Source organism: Salinibacterium sp. SWN167 (assembly GCF_015864665.1).
In the GTDB taxonomy this organism is placed as follows: Bacteria; Actinomycetota; Actinomycetes; order Actinomycetales; family Microbacteriaceae; genus Rhodoglobus.
Window position 1 is genome coordinate 1,899,803 of the sequence record NZ_JADYWU010000001.1, and the last position, 14,402, is coordinate 1,914,204.

15 protein-coding genes are annotated in these 14,402 nt (G+C 58.9%); 6 read left to right on the top strand and 9 right to left on the bottom strand.

Features of this window, described 5'->3' with window-relative positions; all coding sequences use genetic code 11:
* The first annotated feature begins 32 nt into the window (after nt 1-32).
* From I6E60_RS09080 to I6E60_RS09095, 4 genes are all read left to right on the top strand, one after another.
* A complete protein-coding gene (locus I6E60_RS09080; RefSeq protein WP_197124870.1) occupies nt 33-1,109 on the top strand; it encodes a ubiquinol-cytochrome c reductase iron-sulfur subunit in 1,077 nt (358 codons plus the stop codon).
* On the top strand, nt 1,106-2,722 hold the full coding sequence (locus I6E60_RS09085; RefSeq protein ID WP_197124872.1) for a ubiquinol-cytochrome c reductase cytochrome b subunit: 1,617 nt from the start codon (nt 1,106-1,108) through the stop codon (nt 2,720-2,722). The genes I6E60_RS09080 and I6E60_RS09085 overlap by 4 nt, the downstream gene beginning before the upstream one ends.
* Nucleotides 2,723-2,915: 193 nt before the next feature.
* Nucleotides 2,916-4,196, top strand: coding sequence for an Nramp family divalent metal transporter (locus tag I6E60_RS09090; protein ID WP_197179801.1), 1,281 nt, complete (start codon nt 2,916-2,918; stop codon nt 4,194-4,196).
* On the top strand, nt 4,193-4,897 hold the full coding sequence (locus I6E60_RS09095; RefSeq protein WP_197179803.1) for a metal-dependent transcriptional regulator: 705 nt from the start codon (nt 4,193-4,195) through the stop codon (nt 4,895-4,897). The genes I6E60_RS09090 and I6E60_RS09095 overlap by 4 nt, the downstream gene beginning before the upstream one ends.
* A gap of 60 nt (nt 4,898-4,957) precedes the next feature.
* Here the strand turns inward: I6E60_RS09095 and I6E60_RS09100 are convergent, their stop codons facing one another.
* The 6 genes from I6E60_RS09100 to I6E60_RS09125 form a co-directional block, all read right to left on the bottom strand.
* Nucleotides 4,958-5,419, bottom strand: a complete 462-nt coding sequence (locus I6E60_RS09100; RefSeq protein ID WP_231601179.1) for a GNAT family N-acetyltransferase — start codon at nt 5,417-5,419, stop codon at nt 4,958-4,960.
* Nucleotides 5,388-5,810: a cytochrome c oxidase subunit 4 gene (locus I6E60_RS09105; protein ID WP_197124669.1), complete on the bottom strand. Its 423-nt coding sequence runs from the start codon at nt 5,808-5,810 to the stop codon at nt 5,388-5,390. The genes I6E60_RS09100 and I6E60_RS09105 overlap by 32 nt, the downstream gene beginning before the upstream one ends.
* A 3-nt stretch (nt 5,811-5,813) precedes the next feature.
* Entirely contained in the window at nt 5,814-7,493 is a 1,680-nt protein-coding gene (ctaD, locus tag I6E60_RS09110; protein WP_197105541.1) for a cytochrome c oxidase subunit I, read from the bottom strand.
* Nucleotides 7,494-7,498: 5 nt separating this feature from the next.
* Complete coding sequence (coxB, locus tag I6E60_RS09115) at nt 7,499-8,377, bottom strand: cytochrome c oxidase subunit II (RefSeq protein WP_197105540.1); 879 nt, start codon at nt 8,375-8,377, stop codon at nt 7,499-7,501.
* A 116-nt stretch (nt 8,378-8,493) separates the two neighbouring features.
* Nucleotides 8,494-8,850: an iron-sulfur cluster assembly accessory protein gene (locus I6E60_RS09120; RefSeq protein ID WP_197124671.1), complete on the bottom strand. Its 357-nt coding sequence runs from the start codon at nt 8,848-8,850 to the stop codon at nt 8,494-8,496.
* Between the two features lie 9 nt (nt 8,851-8,859).
* Nucleotides 8,860-10,278 (bottom strand): dipeptidase, encoded by a 1,419-nt coding sequence (locus I6E60_RS09125; protein ID WP_197179805.1) that lies wholly within the window; start codon nt 10,276-10,278, stop codon nt 8,860-8,862.
* 38 nt (nt 10,279-10,316) lie between these two features.
* On the opposite strand from I6E60_RS09125, the gene I6E60_RS09130 reads away from it, so the two are divergent.
* The gene (locus I6E60_RS09130; RefSeq protein WP_197179807.1) at nt 10,317-10,898 is read left to right on the top strand and encodes a DUF3043 domain-containing protein; all 582 of its coding nucleotides are present in this window, start codon (nt 10,317-10,319) and stop codon (nt 10,896-10,898) included.
* A gap of 32 nt (nt 10,899-10,930) precedes the next feature.
* Here the strand turns inward: I6E60_RS09130 and I6E60_RS09135 are convergent, their stop codons facing one another.
* The 3 genes from I6E60_RS09135 to hisD are packed head-to-tail and all read right to left on the bottom strand — an operon-like array spanning nt 10,931 to nt 13,814.
* Nucleotides 10,931-11,965, bottom strand: a complete 1,035-nt coding sequence (locus I6E60_RS09135; protein WP_197179809.1) for a quinone-dependent dihydroorotate dehydrogenase — start codon at nt 11,963-11,965, stop codon at nt 10,931-10,933.
* Between the two features lie 56 nt (nt 11,966-12,021).
* The gene (nrdR, locus tag I6E60_RS09140; protein WP_197124677.1) at nt 12,022-12,480 is read right to left on the bottom strand and encodes a transcriptional regulator NrdR; all 459 of its coding nucleotides are present in this window, start codon (nt 12,478-12,480) and stop codon (nt 12,022-12,024) included.
* Nucleotides 12,481-12,500: 20 nt separating this feature from the next.
* Nucleotides 12,501-13,814, bottom strand: coding sequence for a histidinol dehydrogenase (hisD, locus tag I6E60_RS09145; RefSeq protein ID WP_197124889.1), 1,314 nt, complete (start codon nt 13,812-13,814; stop codon nt 12,501-12,503).
* A gap of 67 nt (nt 13,815-13,881) precedes the next feature.
* Here hisD and I6E60_RS09150 point away from each other — a divergent pair, with 67 nt between their 5' ends.
* The gene (locus I6E60_RS09150; RefSeq protein WP_197179811.1) at nt 13,882-14,394 is read left to right on the top strand and encodes a flavin reductase family protein; all 513 of its coding nucleotides are present in this window, start codon (nt 13,882-13,884) and stop codon (nt 14,392-14,394) included.
* Nucleotides 14,395-14,402 lie beyond the last annotated feature (8 nt).

The following is a 14,402-nucleotide window of genomic DNA, read 5'->3' on the forward strand; positions in this document are numbered from 1 at the left end:
CCGCTGTACAGCGGACGGTTGAAGGGATAAGAATGGCAGACGACCACGGCGATACCGCCGGCAGCACCGCTGCGGGTAAGGACGTCGAGCAGCACGGGGCTCCTGCGCACAGCGCAGGTACCGCCGTCGTCGCAACCGACGAGGTACCCAACCCGGGGTTCCCCCCGCATCGCCCACGCGTAACGGATCTCGACCCCAAGGTTGACAAGCAACAGGAACGCCGCGTTTCGACGATGTTCCTCCTCTCCATTGTGGGAAGTGTGCTTGCTGTTGTCGCTTACTTCGTGTTCCCGATTGAGCCCGGAAACATGCAGTCGGTGCGTAACAACACCCTGTTCCTGGGTCTCGGCATCACGCTGGGTCTACTCGGCATCGGCATCGGTGCCGTTCACTGGTCCAAGGCACTCATGCAGGGTCACGACCTTGTGGAGCAGCGCCACGGAACTCGAGGCAGCGAAGAAACTCGCGCCAAGGCCGTCGAGGTATTCACTCTCGGCAACAAAGACTCCGGGTTTGGCCGTCGCACACTGTTGCGTCGCTCGCTCATCGGTGCCCTCGTTGTCACCCCGCTTCCCGCAATCGTGTTGTTCCGTGATCTCGCTCCGGCCGACAACCCGGTCACGCTTCTCAAGCACACCTTCTGGGAAGAAGGCATGCGGTTGACGCGCGACCCGAGCGGAACCCCCATCAAAGCATCGGACCTCACCATTGGTTCAGCCTTCCAAGTCATCCCTGAAGGCCTCAACGACTCTGAGCACCGCATCGAGGAGAAGGCGAAAGCCTCAGTTCTCCTCGTGCGCCTCAAGCCAGAAGATCTTGAGGTATCGGAGGGTCGCGAAGACTGGAACTACGACGGCATCGTTGCTTACTCCAAGATTTGCACTCACGTTGGATGCCCGGTTGCACTTTACGAACAGCAAACGCACCACCTGCTGTGCCCGTGCCACCAATCACAGTTCGACATCAAGCGCGAAGCAGCCGTTATCTTCGGCCCAGCGAAGCGTCCACTTCCGCAATTGCCGATCACGGTCGACTCAGAGGGCTACCTCATCGCTAAGAGCGACTTCACTGAGCCCATCGGTCCAAGCTTCTGGGAGCGCAAGCTATGACAACCACCCCCGCCCAGGACGTACAGCCCAAGACTCGCGGACAGCGTTTCACGGGAGCTGCTGCCAACTACATTGACGAGCGCACCAGCATCTCTGGCCTCGTCAAAGAGGTAGGTCGCAAGATCTTCCCCGACCACTGGTCGTTCATGCTCGGAGAGGTTGCTCTCTACAGCTTCATCGTCATTCTTTTGTCGGGAACGTTCCTCACGTTCTTCTTCGAAGCCTCGATGGTTGAAGTCCACTACGAAGGCTCCTACGCGCCGCTCAAGGGCATCGAAATGTCGGCCGCTATGGCATCGACGCTCGATATCTCCTTCGACATCCGCGGCGGACTCCTGATGCGCCAGATCCACCACTGGGCAGCTCTGCTGTTCGTGGCATCCATCGGTCTGCACATGCTCCGCGTGTACTTCACCGGTGCATTCCGCAAGCCCCGTGAGATCAACTGGTTCATCGGCTTCGTACTCTTCGTACTCGCGATGGCCGAGGGCTTCACCGGCTACTCGCTCCCCGATGACCTGCTCTCCGGTAACGGTCTGCGCATCATCGATGGAATGGTCAAGGGAATTCCGGTCATCGGTACGTGGATCTCTTACCTGCTGTTTGGTGGAGAGTTCCCCGGCGTCGACATCGTCAGCCGCCTGTACATCCTGCACATCATGCTGCTGCCGGCGATCATCATCGCTGCAATCGGTATTCACATGCTGCTGCTCGTGATCAACAAGCACACCCAGTTCGCTGGCCCCGGTCGCACCAACGACAACGTCGTCGGCTCCCCCGTCATGCCTGGCTTCGCTGCGAAGGCTGGTGGATTCTTCTTCATCATCTTCGGTGTCATTACGCTGATCGCTTCGACGTTCTCGATCAACCCGGTGTGGGTCTACGGCCCCTACGACCCCTCCCCTGTTTCGGCAGGTACCCAGCCTGACTGGTACATCGGATTCGCCGACGGCGCACTCCGACTCGTTCCGCCAGGGTGGGAAACCGAGTGGTTCGGCTTCACGTGGTCGTTCAACATCATCGCTCCATTGGTGATCTTGGGCCTCTTCATTGCGATCGTTGCCTTCTACCCCTTCATTGAGGCGTGGATCACCGGCGATAAGCGTGAACACCACATTGCTGACCGTCCTCGCAACGCTCCGACCCGTACCGCAATCGGTGCTGCTGGCGTCACGTTCTACGCAGTCCTCTGGGCCGCCGCGAGCTCTGACCTCTTGGCTACGCACTTCAAGTTATCCATCGAAGGAGTGATCCACTCCTGTCAGGCGCTGCTCATCTTCGGACCGATCATTGCCTACTTCATTACGAAGCGCGTGTGCTTGGGTCTGCAGAAGAAGGATCGCGAGATCGCTCTTCACGGCTACGAATCGGGTCGCATCGTGCGCCTGCCGCACGGTGAATACATTGAGGTGCACGAGCAGCTCGACGACTACGAACTGTGGAAGCTCGTCAGCTACGAGGACTACAAGCCGCTCATGGTGCGTCCGGACGCTCAGGGCCGCATCACCGTCGGACAACGCTTCCGGGCATCCGTCTCGCGCTGGTTCTTCGAAGACCGCATCGCGCCGGTGTCGCAGAAAGAAATCGAACAGTCCAAAGACGAGCACCACTAAAGCCGCTCCCCCTGAATGACTGTTGTGGGCCTTACCGAACTAGTTTCGGTAAGGCCCACACTCGTTTAACCAGGCGCGCATATTCGATGCCGAGGCTGGTCGGGCACCAAGTCTTCTTCATCGATCACACTCAGAGTGACGGCGCAAGAGCTAGCCGGCGAAGGGAACTCATAAGTTAAGTTAGATTAACTTTATGAGTGATGTGCGTGCTGAGTGGGTTCCTGAGCCGTCGCTCCCCCAGCCATCGGCCCATAGTCCTCGGCCAGAAAAACGACTTCTCTTTCTCCTCGGCCCCGCGTTTGTCGCCGCAATCGCCTATGTCGACCCTGGCAATGTTGCAGCCAACTTGACCGCGGGCGCCAAATACGGCTACCTGCTCGTCTGGGTGCTTGTCGTCGCCAACGTGATGGCGGTCCTGATCCAATACCTCTCCGCAAAACTGGGCTTAGTCACAGGCAAAAGCCTGCCCGAACTGCTCGGCGAGCGGTTACCTCGGAGCGGACGCTTACTTTTTTGGGTACAAGCGGAAGCTATTGCCGCTGCCACCGATCTCGCCGAGGTAATTGGTGGAGCGATTGCCCTTCACATTCTCTTCGGGCTCCCCCTGCCACTCGGGGGATTGATTATGGGCGTTGTCTCCACAGCTTTGCTTTCGGTGCAATCACGACGGGGGCAGCGACCATTCGAATTCGTGATCATCGGCCTTCTTGCCGTTGTCACCGTGGGGTTCGTTGCAGGCCTCTTCGTCAGCCCACTCTCCCTCAGCGAACTCGTTGGCGGCCTCGTACCTCGATTCCAAGGAACTGAGACTGTTCTCCTGGCCGCGAGCATGCTGGGTGCGACGGTGATGCCACACGCAATCTATCTTCACTCCGGACTCGCACGCGACAGACACGGCGCAAGCGTCGACGCTACGCGCATTACTCATCTTCTTCGGGCAACTCGCTGGGATGTACTGATCGCGCTCGTCATCGCTGGCTCGGTCAACATCGCCATGCTGCTTCTCGCAGCTTCGAGCCTTCGCGGCGTCGAGGGGACCGACAGCATCGAGGGAGCTCACGCTGCGATTGTGGCGGCACTGGGACCCGTTGTCGGCATCGTTTTCGGCATCGGGCTGCTTGCTTCCGGACTAGCCTCCACGTCAGTAGGCTCCTACGCAGGGTCACAGATCATGGCCGGCCTCCTCCACCTCAGAGTGCCACTGCTACTACGACGCGTCGTCACTCTGATTCCCGCCCTCATCGTGCTTGCGATCGGCTTCGACCCCACTAGCGCTCTGGTGCTCAGTCAGGTTTTCTTGAGCATTGGAATCCCTTTCGCCTTGATTCCACTCGTCGCGTACACCCAGAACAGAAAACTCATGGGCGAGTTTACGAACCCCCGTGTTGTCACTTGGCTCGCGTGGATAGTGACCGCGCTCATCGTGCTGCTCAACGTAATTCTGATTGCGCTGATTATCGTGGGTGAATCATGAGTGGGGCGATCCCGAACGAGCAGCCCACCGATGTCGACGCCATAAGTTTTGTTGCACAGGACTACCTGAAGGCGATCTGGAGCGCCACTGAATGGGGCGATCCGCCGATCACCACGAAAGCACTCGCTGCCCGCTTCGGAACCAGCCCCGCCAATGTCACCGACACTCTGCACCGCCTCGCAGCGCAGCAGCTCGTCGACTATCGGCCCTATAAGCCTGTCCAGCTTACGAAGACGGGCGCGCGTCTTGCGATAGCAATGGTGCGACGACACCGCATCATCGAAACGTTCTTAGTCACAACTCTCGACTACGGGTGGGATGAAGTCCACGACGAAGCGGAACGACTCGAGCACGCCGCGACAAACACGCTGATAGACCGGATGGACGCCTTGCTCGGGTTCCCCACGAGCGACCCGCACGGTGACCCCATACCCACCGCAGAAGGCCACACGAACACTGCACGGGGCGCCATCCGTCTCGCTAGCGCTGCACCGGGACGTTACCGGGTGCAGAGAATTTCCGATGCGGAGGCCGCCAACCTCGAAATAGCCGTCACGCTTCAGGTTGCACCGGGGAGAGTCGTCGATACGCACAGCGCCGATGGAGAGTGCTACCTCACGACGGCCGACGGTTCGCAGGCGGTCCCTGCGACCTTCGCAGGTGCAGTATGGGTCACGCGGATCGATCCGTCAGCACCATAACCTTCAGCGAACCAACATTCGACACAGTCAACGTTGTGAACCGACACACGAATCGTGGCTTTAGTCGAAAACGCGCTTGAGAAAGTCAGCAGTCGACATGTACCCGATACGCTCAAAGAAGTCAGCGGAGCCACGACTGGGCACAGTGAGCTGGCGTACGCCGCGTTCGAGGCATACGGCCTCGACGGCTTCTACTAACCGTGTGCCAATACCGGTGCTCTGAACGGTGCCATCAACAACGAGTTCCTGAAGCTGTGCGGAACTGCCGTTGGTGTGCAGCAGATGTGCGATCGTCGCGAACGCGTAGCCGACAACAATGCCGTCCGTCTGTTCGGCGACCAATAGGAGCGTTGTCGCGCGATCCTCGACTGCGTGCACGAAGGCGGAGTCGAACGCAGCCCGGTCGGGTGCGTACTCAGTTCCCAGTTGTTTCAGCAACTCGAAGACTGAGGCAGCGTCGTTCGCGGTGGCAGGGCGAATCTGCACCGCCTTAGCGGGCGAAGTATCCGCGGTAGTACTCATACGTCCACCCTACGAGGCTAACGACGAGGATACCTCCGCCGATGAATGCAATCCAGGCTCCAATGGCAACACCCAGGAACACGAGCGAAGCTGCGCCGGCGAGAACGATCGGCCACCAGCTCCACGGGCTGTAGTGCCCTTGCTCGGCGTCGCCATCTTCGATGTTGGCGTCGAGGCGATCCTCAGCGAGTTCGCCGCCCTGAGCTGCGTGCACCTTGCTCAAGTAGAAACCGATGAGAAGGAACAGCAGCCCGCTCAGCAGGAGGGCAATCGTGCCCACCCACTCGACGCGCTGATGGCTTGCGTCCAGTAGCGACCACACCGTGTACAGCCCTGAGAGGAGAAGGAAGAAGACGGTCAGAATCCAGTAGAGCTTGACGTTTGCATTCATCGGTTACTTCACCTTCTCGTCTGCGAGGTCGTAGACCGGTGCGTCAGGCGCATCCTTGCCTGGACCGATGCCAACAGGGATACCCGCTTCGGGGTGGTTGAGGTCGAATGCCGGAGATTCTGAACGAATTCGTGGGATCGACGTGAAGTTGTGTCGCGGAGGCGGGCAGCTCGTAGCCCACTCGAGCGAGCGTCCGTAGCCCCACGGGTCGTTGACAGTGACCTTAGGCGCCTTGCGCGTGGTCATGTACACGTTGAAGAGGAACGGAATCATCGACACTGCGAGGATGAACGCACCGATGGTTGACACCTGGTTCATCCACGTAACGCCATCTTCAGCAAGGTAGGTGCGGTAACGACGCGGAAGCGCGACTACACCGGCCCAGTGCTGGATGAGGAACGTCATGTGGAAGCCGATGAAGAGCAACCAGAAGTGAATCTTGCCGAGACGCTCGTTGAGCATCTTGCCGGTCCACTTGGGCCACCAGAAGTAGAAACCGCTGAACATGGCGAACACGACGGTTCCAAATACGACGTAGTGGAAGTGAGCCACAACGAAGTACGTGTCAGAGACGTGGAAGTCGAGCGGCGGGCTAGCGAGGATAACACCGGTGAGTCCACCGAAAGTGAAGGTCACGAGGAAGCCAATAGCCCAGAGCATTGGCGTTTCAAACGTGATGGAGCCCCGCCACATTGTGCCAACCCAGTTGAAGATCTTCACCCCTGTAGGCACTGCGATAAGCATTGTCATCAGAGAGAAGAACGGGAGCAACACAGAGCCCGTGACGTACATGTGGTGAGCCCACACCGTTACGGACAGCGCAGCAATCGAGATTGTTGCGTAGACCAGAGTGGTGTATCCGAAGATCGGCTTGCGGCTGAAGACCGGGAATACTTCAGAGACGATTCCGAAGAACGGAAGCGCAATGATGTACACCTCGGGGTGGCCGAAGAACCAGAAGAGATGCTGCCACAACAGAACTCCACCATTGGCGGGGTCATAGATATGAGCGTCGAACACACGGTCAGCACCGAGACCAAACATGGCCGCGGCCAGAACGGGGAACGCCATGAGGATCAGCAGCGACGTCACGAGGGTGTTCCAGGTGAAGATCGGCATGCGGAACATCGTCATGCCGGGAGCGCGCATCGTGATGATTGTCGTGATGAAGTTCACGCCACCCAAGATGGTACCGAAACCGCTCATCGCGAGACCGAATACCCAGAGGTTTCCACCGATTCCCGGGGAGAACGTGGTGCTGGAAAGCGGTGCGTAGGCGAACCAACCGAAGGATGCCGCACCCTGCGGGGTGAGGAATCCAGCGACAGCAATCAGCGAACCGAAGCTGTAGAGCCAGTAGGCGAATGCGTTCAGTCGCGGGAAGGCAACGTCGGGAGCACCGATCTGAAGCGGCATGAGTACGTTCGCGAACCCAGCAAACAACGGGGTAGCAAACATCAGCAACATGATCGTGCCGTGCATGGTGAACAACTGGTTGTACTGCTCACCCGTTGCCACGATCGACAGTCCCGGCTCAAAGAGCTGGGCGCGGATGACAAGCGCCATCACCCCGCCGAGAAGGAAGTAGAAGAAAGAAGTGATCAGGTACATGTACCCGATTGTTTTGTGGTCGGTCGAGGTGATCCAGTTCACCAAGACGTTGCCCTTACGTTCGACGCTCATGAGCCCTATTCCTCGTCGCTGCTGCCGTTGCCGGGCAAGTTCTGGTTGACGTTGTAATCGAGACCGAGTTGACCCTCGAAGCCAGCAGCACGCTGGGCGTCAATGTAGTCCTCGTACTCAGCCTCGGAGACGACCTTCACAGTGAAGAGCATGAGCGAGTGGTATTCACCACACAGCTCAGCGCACTTGCCCTGATAGGTGCCTTCCTTGGTGGGGATGAAGTACATGTAGTTGGTCTTGCCTGGCAGCATGTCCTTCTTGTACAAGAAGTCCACGACCCAGAACGAGTGAGCGACGTCGCGCGCCTCAACCTTGATCTCGACCTTCTTGTCGACAGGGAGAACCAGTTGGGGCAACGAGTCAACGTTGATGGTGCCATCCGGGTTGAAGTCTGCTTGAACACCGGGGCTGTAGACGTTTTCGTCAATGTAGTTGAAGTCCCACGCCCAGCGCTTTCCAATGACCTCAATCTGAACATCCGGGTTGACTTCAACAGCTTCAATAGCCGCCTGGTCACGCGCGGTGAAGGCGAAGAAGCCCAGAACCAAGATGAGCGGTACAACCGTGTAGAAGATCTCAATCGGCATGTTGTAACGGAGCTGGACCGGAAGACCGGTCTGTCCGCGACGACGGCGGTACACAACCGCTGCCCAGATGATGAGGCCCCAGGTGATGACACCAACGACCAGCAGAACGATCCACGATGTGACCCAGAGGCCAATCACGCTACTCGTGTGGTTGGTGGTGTCTGGACTTCCTGGCAAATATCCCTGCAACTGGTCCTGAGTACAGCCGGTCAGGACCAACATCGTAACCAGAGCGAGTGGAATCGCTGCCAATCGAATTCGGCGGTTAGAGCGCACCTGTGACCTCTCGAAGAACACGGACTAATACCTTTCCAGTGTATATGCAGCGAGAGGGGGTAGTGATTACCGGCTCGCCCCGCACAAGCGAAAAGGTGCACCGAATCGGCGCACCTTCTCAAAAAATTGCTATGAAATTAGTGGAAACTGTCGCCACAGGCACAACTGCCCTCGGCGTTGGGGTTGTCAATAGTGAACCCCTGCTTCTCGATGGTGTCTTCAAAATCGATGCTCGCACCTTCGAGGTACGGAACACTCATTTTGTCGACGACTACCTCGACACCCTCACCGAAGTCACGACTCACGTCGCCGTCGAGGAAGCGCTCGTCGAAGTAGAGCTGATAGATGAGTCCCGAGCATCCGCCCGGCTGAACGGCAAGCCGAAGACGCAAGTCATCGCGCCCCTCTTGCGACATGAGGCTACGAACCTTGTTCGAGGCAGCCTCAGTCAGTGCAACACCGTGGGTGTCAGTTTCAACAGCGGAATCAGTCATGACGTAATTCTACGCCCGACGTTCCAACTTTGCGAGCAGCAGCGCCTCCGTGAGGATAGCCCGCTTGAAAACGCCAAGGTGAAGCGACTCGTTGGGGCTGTGCGCCCGCGACTCGGGATCTTCGACTCCAGTCACAAGAATCTGGGCTTCAGGAAAAACTTCGACAAGATCCGAAATGAACGGAATAGAGCCGCCAATTCCAGTCTCAAGCGGTTCATTTCCCCACGCCTCGCGCATGGCTGACTTCACGACGCCTACAGCCCACCCGCTCGTATCGACGAGGAAAGGGCTACCCGTGTCGACGTCGGAAATTTCGAGATGCGCACCGAAGGGCGCATGGGATTCGAGGTGGCTTCGAAGCGCTTCGAACGCGTCATCCGCATCCTGTCCAGGGGCAATTCGTGCACTCACCTTGACTGTGACAGTGGGCGCCAACGTGTTTGACGCGTTCTGGACGCTAGGCGCATCGATCCCGGTAACAGTGATTGCCGGCTTGTCCCACAGCCTGCTCAGCACGCTTCCCGAACCCACTGAGGTGACGCCCTCGAGCAACCCTGCCTCGTGACGAAGTTTTTCTTCACTGAACTCCGGAGTCTCGGATTCACGACTCGTCAACCCCTGAACAGCGACAGCACCGTTCTCGTCGTGCAGGGTCGCCAGCAGTTTGATGGTCGCAAGCATCGCATCCGGAACCGCTCCCCCGAACATTCCCGAGTGAGAGGCGTGCGCCAACGTGGACACCTTCAGCTTGAAGGTCACGTTGCCACGGAGGCCGACCGTGAGCGACGGTGTGTTCACATCCCAATTGTCCGAGTCGGCAACCACGATCACATCAGCCGCGAGCTTGTCGCGGTTCTCAACGATGAAGTTGGCGAATGATCGTGAACCGAACTCTTCTTCGCCCTCGAAGAAAGCAACAAGGCCAAGATCAAAGTCGGGCCCGACGGTGTCGACGAAAGCGCGGATCGCCGCAACATGCGCCATGATCCCCGCCTTGTCATCAGCCGCGCCGCGACCGTAGAGACGATCACCGCGCACTGTCGGCTCGAAGGGAGGTGAATCCCAATCGGCATCCTGACCGGGAGGCTGCACATCGTGGTGCGCATACAACAGAATGGTGGGCTTTCCGTTCTTCGCCTTGCGCGTGGCAAGCACCGCCGGATGCCCGAGTGTGTCGCCATGAATCGGGGCCTGAGCCAGCTCAACGGTATCGAAAACTCCAATACCGTCGATCAACGCTCGCGCAGCTTCAGCACTGCGAGCGACCTGATGTGCATCGAAGCCATCCCACGACACCGAAGGGATTCGAACCAGAGTTGACAGCTCCGCAATCGTGGCCGGCAAAGCGCCGTCAACAGCCTCAGTAAGAGCAACGAGCAAAGGATCGGGAGTCGTCGACGCTGACGTCGGCTGCGGCGTGTGAGTCATACGAGTAATCTTAGATCGACACCAACGCAAGGAACCCCGTGGCAAAAGCATCTTCGACCGAAAACACCCCCAATCCTGAGAACTCCGACGCGAACGAGAGCGTCAGTTCCGGCAAAGGACGTCCCACCCCCACGCGCAAAGAACGTGAGGCCGCAAACCTTCGCCCGCTGGTCTCCAACGACCGCAAAGAAGCTAAGCGTACGGCTCGGGCCCAAATGCAGGTCGAACGCGAACGAGCTCGCGTAGGTATGGCGAACGGTGAAGAAAAATACCTGCCGATCCGCGACCGCGGTCCGCAGAAGCGTTTCGTGCGCGACTACGTTGACGCACGTTTCAACGTGGGCGAGTTGCTTGTCCCCGTGATGTTCGCCGTGATTATCCTCACGTTCATCAACGACCCCACGATTCAAGCCCTCGGCTTGCTCTTTCTGTGGGGCTTCTTCATCATCGCCGCAATCGACGCCGTTCTACTCGGATTGCGCTTGCGCAAACTGATCAACGCCAAATTTGGTGAGTCTCGCGCCGAGCGCGTGCGCTGGTACGCCGCGATGCGTTCGCTTCAGCTGCGCATCATGCGTTTGCCGAAGCCTCAGGTGAAGCGCGGCCAGTTCCCGAGCTAGTCGCACGGCCGGCCGGTTCCTGAGGGAATCGACTATGCGGGGTTCTCTGCGCGAAATAGTTTCGACAGACCGCGATTGATTGAGCGCGCCCAGAACGGGCCGCGATAGATGAAGCCTGTGTAGCCCTGAACGAGCGTCGCTCCTTCGCGGAGACGCTCAGCGACATCCGCAGCCGTTTCGACTCCGCCCACGGAAATTACGCAAAAATCAGCAGGAACAACACTGCGGATGATGCGCAATAGTTCGAGCGAGCGAGCAGCGACAGGCTTGCCAGACACTCCCCCGGCTCCGGCTGCCTCAACGACGTCGGCAGGGGTCGCAAGGCCCTCCCGCGACAGTGTTGTGTTGGTGGCGATGATGCCGTCGAGTTCGTCGACCGCAAGCTGAGCGATCGCCCGAGCCTCGCCATCCGTAATATCAGGGGCAATCTTGACCAGCACGGGCGTCTGGCCGGCAGCCGACTTCACCGCAACCAACAACGGCTTGAGCTTGTCAATCTCTTGGAGACCGCGCAGCCCCGGGGTGTTGGGCGAACTCACGTTCACTACCAAGTAGTCCGCAAGCGGCGCGAGTGCTCGGGTGCTCGTGAGATAGTCCGCGACGGCATCCTCGACGGCGACAACGCGCGACTTGCCGATATTGATACCAATGATGGGACGCCCGGCACGATGGCGCGCTCGCTCGATCACCATTGAAGCCTTGGACGCTCCCGCGTTATTGAAGCCCATACGGTTGATGACGCCACGATCGGCGACAAGCCGGAATAACCGCGGCTTGGGATTGCCCGGCTGAGGAAGGGCCGTAATCGTGCCTACCTCAACATGGCTGAAGCCCAGTTGCCCGAGACCCTGGATGCCAGCGCCCGACTTGTCAAAGCCTGCAGCCACACCGAACGGTGAACTAAACGTGAGCCCCAGAGTCTTAACCTCGAGCGCGGGATCAGCCGGACCTTGCACAATCTTTCCCACACCGATGACCGGAAGCGCCTTGATCACCGAAAAGGCGAGCGAATGCGCAAACTCGGGATCAAGCCGCTTAAGAACAGTGCGGAAAAAGAAGTCGTACATAGCGAACGGTGCTCTCAGCGATAGAAGGCGGGAAACAGCGAAACCGGATGGTTCAGTTAGGAGGCGGTGCCGTGATCCAACCGCAACTGGCTGATCGCGGCATCGAAATCGTCGAGCGAATCAAACGCCTGATACACGCTGGCGAAGCGCAAATAGGCGACCTCGTCGAGATCGCGTAGCGGCGAAAGAATCGCTAGGCCGATCTCGTTGGCGTCGATCTGAGCGGCGCCGGTCGCACGAATGGCTTCTTCAACCTTCTGTGCGAGAACAGCGAGGTCGGTGTCTGTGACAGGTCGTCCCTGGCACGCCTTGCGCACGCCACTCACAATTTTCTCGCGGCTGAAAGATTCCACAACACCGTTGCGCTTGATGACATTCAACGACGCGGTTTCGGTGGTCGAGAAACGACGACCACACTCGGGGCACTGCCGGCGGCGACGGATCGAAAGACCATCATCGCTGGTGCGCGAATCAACAACCCTGCTGTCAGGATGCCTACAAAAAGGGCAATACATAGTGCCTCAAGAGTACCCGGTTAGCGGTCGCGGAACCGTTCACTCACAGCGGAGCCGTGGGCAGGAAGATCTTCAGCAGAGCTCAACGCCACAATGTGCGGTTCGAGCTCGCGAAGAGCGTCGTGGCTGTAGCGAATGATCTGCTGTGGGCGAAGGAAGGTGTATGCCCCCAGCCCTGAAGAGAAGCGTGACTGACCGCCGGTGGGGAGCACGTGATTCGAGCCAGCGAGGTAGTCCCCCAAGCTCACGGGTGACTGGTCACCCAAGAAAATTGCCCCGGCGTTATCGATCATGTCGAGCACAGCGCCAGACTCTTCCGTCTGAATCTCGAGGTGCTCCGGGCCATACGCATTGCTGAGCGCGGCAGCGGCCGCCATATCGCTTACCAAGACGATCGCAGACTGCTGACCGGCGAGAGCAACGCTCGCGCGCTGAGAGTGTGGTGTCACGGCCAGTTGCTCGGCCAAGTGCGTGCGCACAGCATCCGCAAGTTCTTCGGAATCTGTGACGAGCACGGCAGCGGCAAGTTCATCGTGCTCGGCCTGACTGAGCAAGTCGGCAGCAACAAGCCGAGGATCAGCCGAAGCATCGGCAATGATCAGGATCTCGGTGGGACCAGCTTCGGAATCGATACCCACCACGCCACGCACGGCACGCTTGGCCGCGGCAACGTAGACGTTTCCCGGACCAGTGATGATGTCGACAGGGTCGAGCCCCAATTCTTGGACACCATAGGCAAACGCGCCGATCGCACCGGCGCCGCCCATCGCATAAACCTCATCAACGCCAAGCAGACCGGCTGCACCAAGGATCGTCGGGTGGACTGCTCCACCGAACGCGCGTTGCGGCGGAGAAGCAAGCGCCACCGACGAGACACCAGCTACTTGCGCCGGAACGACATTCATGATCACGCTCGACGGGTACACAGCTTTACCACCGGGAACATACAGACCCACACGGTTGACGGGCTGCCAGCGCTGAATAATTTCAGCACCGTCTCCCAGCTGAGTCATCATCGCCGGAGGTACTTGCGCTTTGCTCGCGGTGCGCACGCGATCGATGGCAAGTTCGAGAGCCTCACGCACGGCAGGTTCGAGCGCCCGCGTGGCGCGCGTGATCTCATCCGCATGAATGCGAACGCGCTCAGGAAGAACGCCATCGAGACGCTCGGCCTGGTCGAGCAATGCTTGCTCGCCATGTTCACGCACATCCTCAATGAGTTGGATGGCTGCAGCGGACGCGACAGACACGTCCATCTCAGCGCGCGGGATGACACGAGAAAGTTCCGCACGGCTGAGAGCGGTGGACCGAAGATCAATAGTATTCAGTGACATGGCTCAACCATGCTAGTTCGTTATCTGCAAGGAATTCGCCCAAGCCAATTAGGGTTGTAGTAAGCACATGGAAAATTCAGAAGCAGCAGACGGAATCGACGCCTTCAAAGGTGCCTTCAGACGACACGCGGCCGGCGTCGCCGTGATCACATCGCTGGCACCCGACGGGCATCCCGTTGGCTTTACCGCCACGTCTCTCGCCTCACTTGCTGCGGTGCCACCGCTTGCTACGTTCAACATGGCGCAAGTCTCCAGCTCGTGGCCAGCCATCACCGTTGGCAACATGGTCGCCATCCATATGCTGGGCCCCCGTAGCCGTCACCTTGCCGAGAAGATGGCAGCCGATCACGAGCTGCGATTCGTGGGCGATCACTGGCACGCCGGCGAGAAGGGCCTGCCGTTGCTTGAGGAAGCGACCGCTATCGCGATCGGACACATCGTTGACGTTCATCCCGTGCACAACAACGCTGTCGTCGTCGTCGAGATTGACCACGGCACGCTTGGAGCGGAAGACGAAGCGCTGCTCTACCACGAGCGCACCTATATGCGCGCAGTCGAGCTAACGGACGACGAGAACTAACTCGCCAC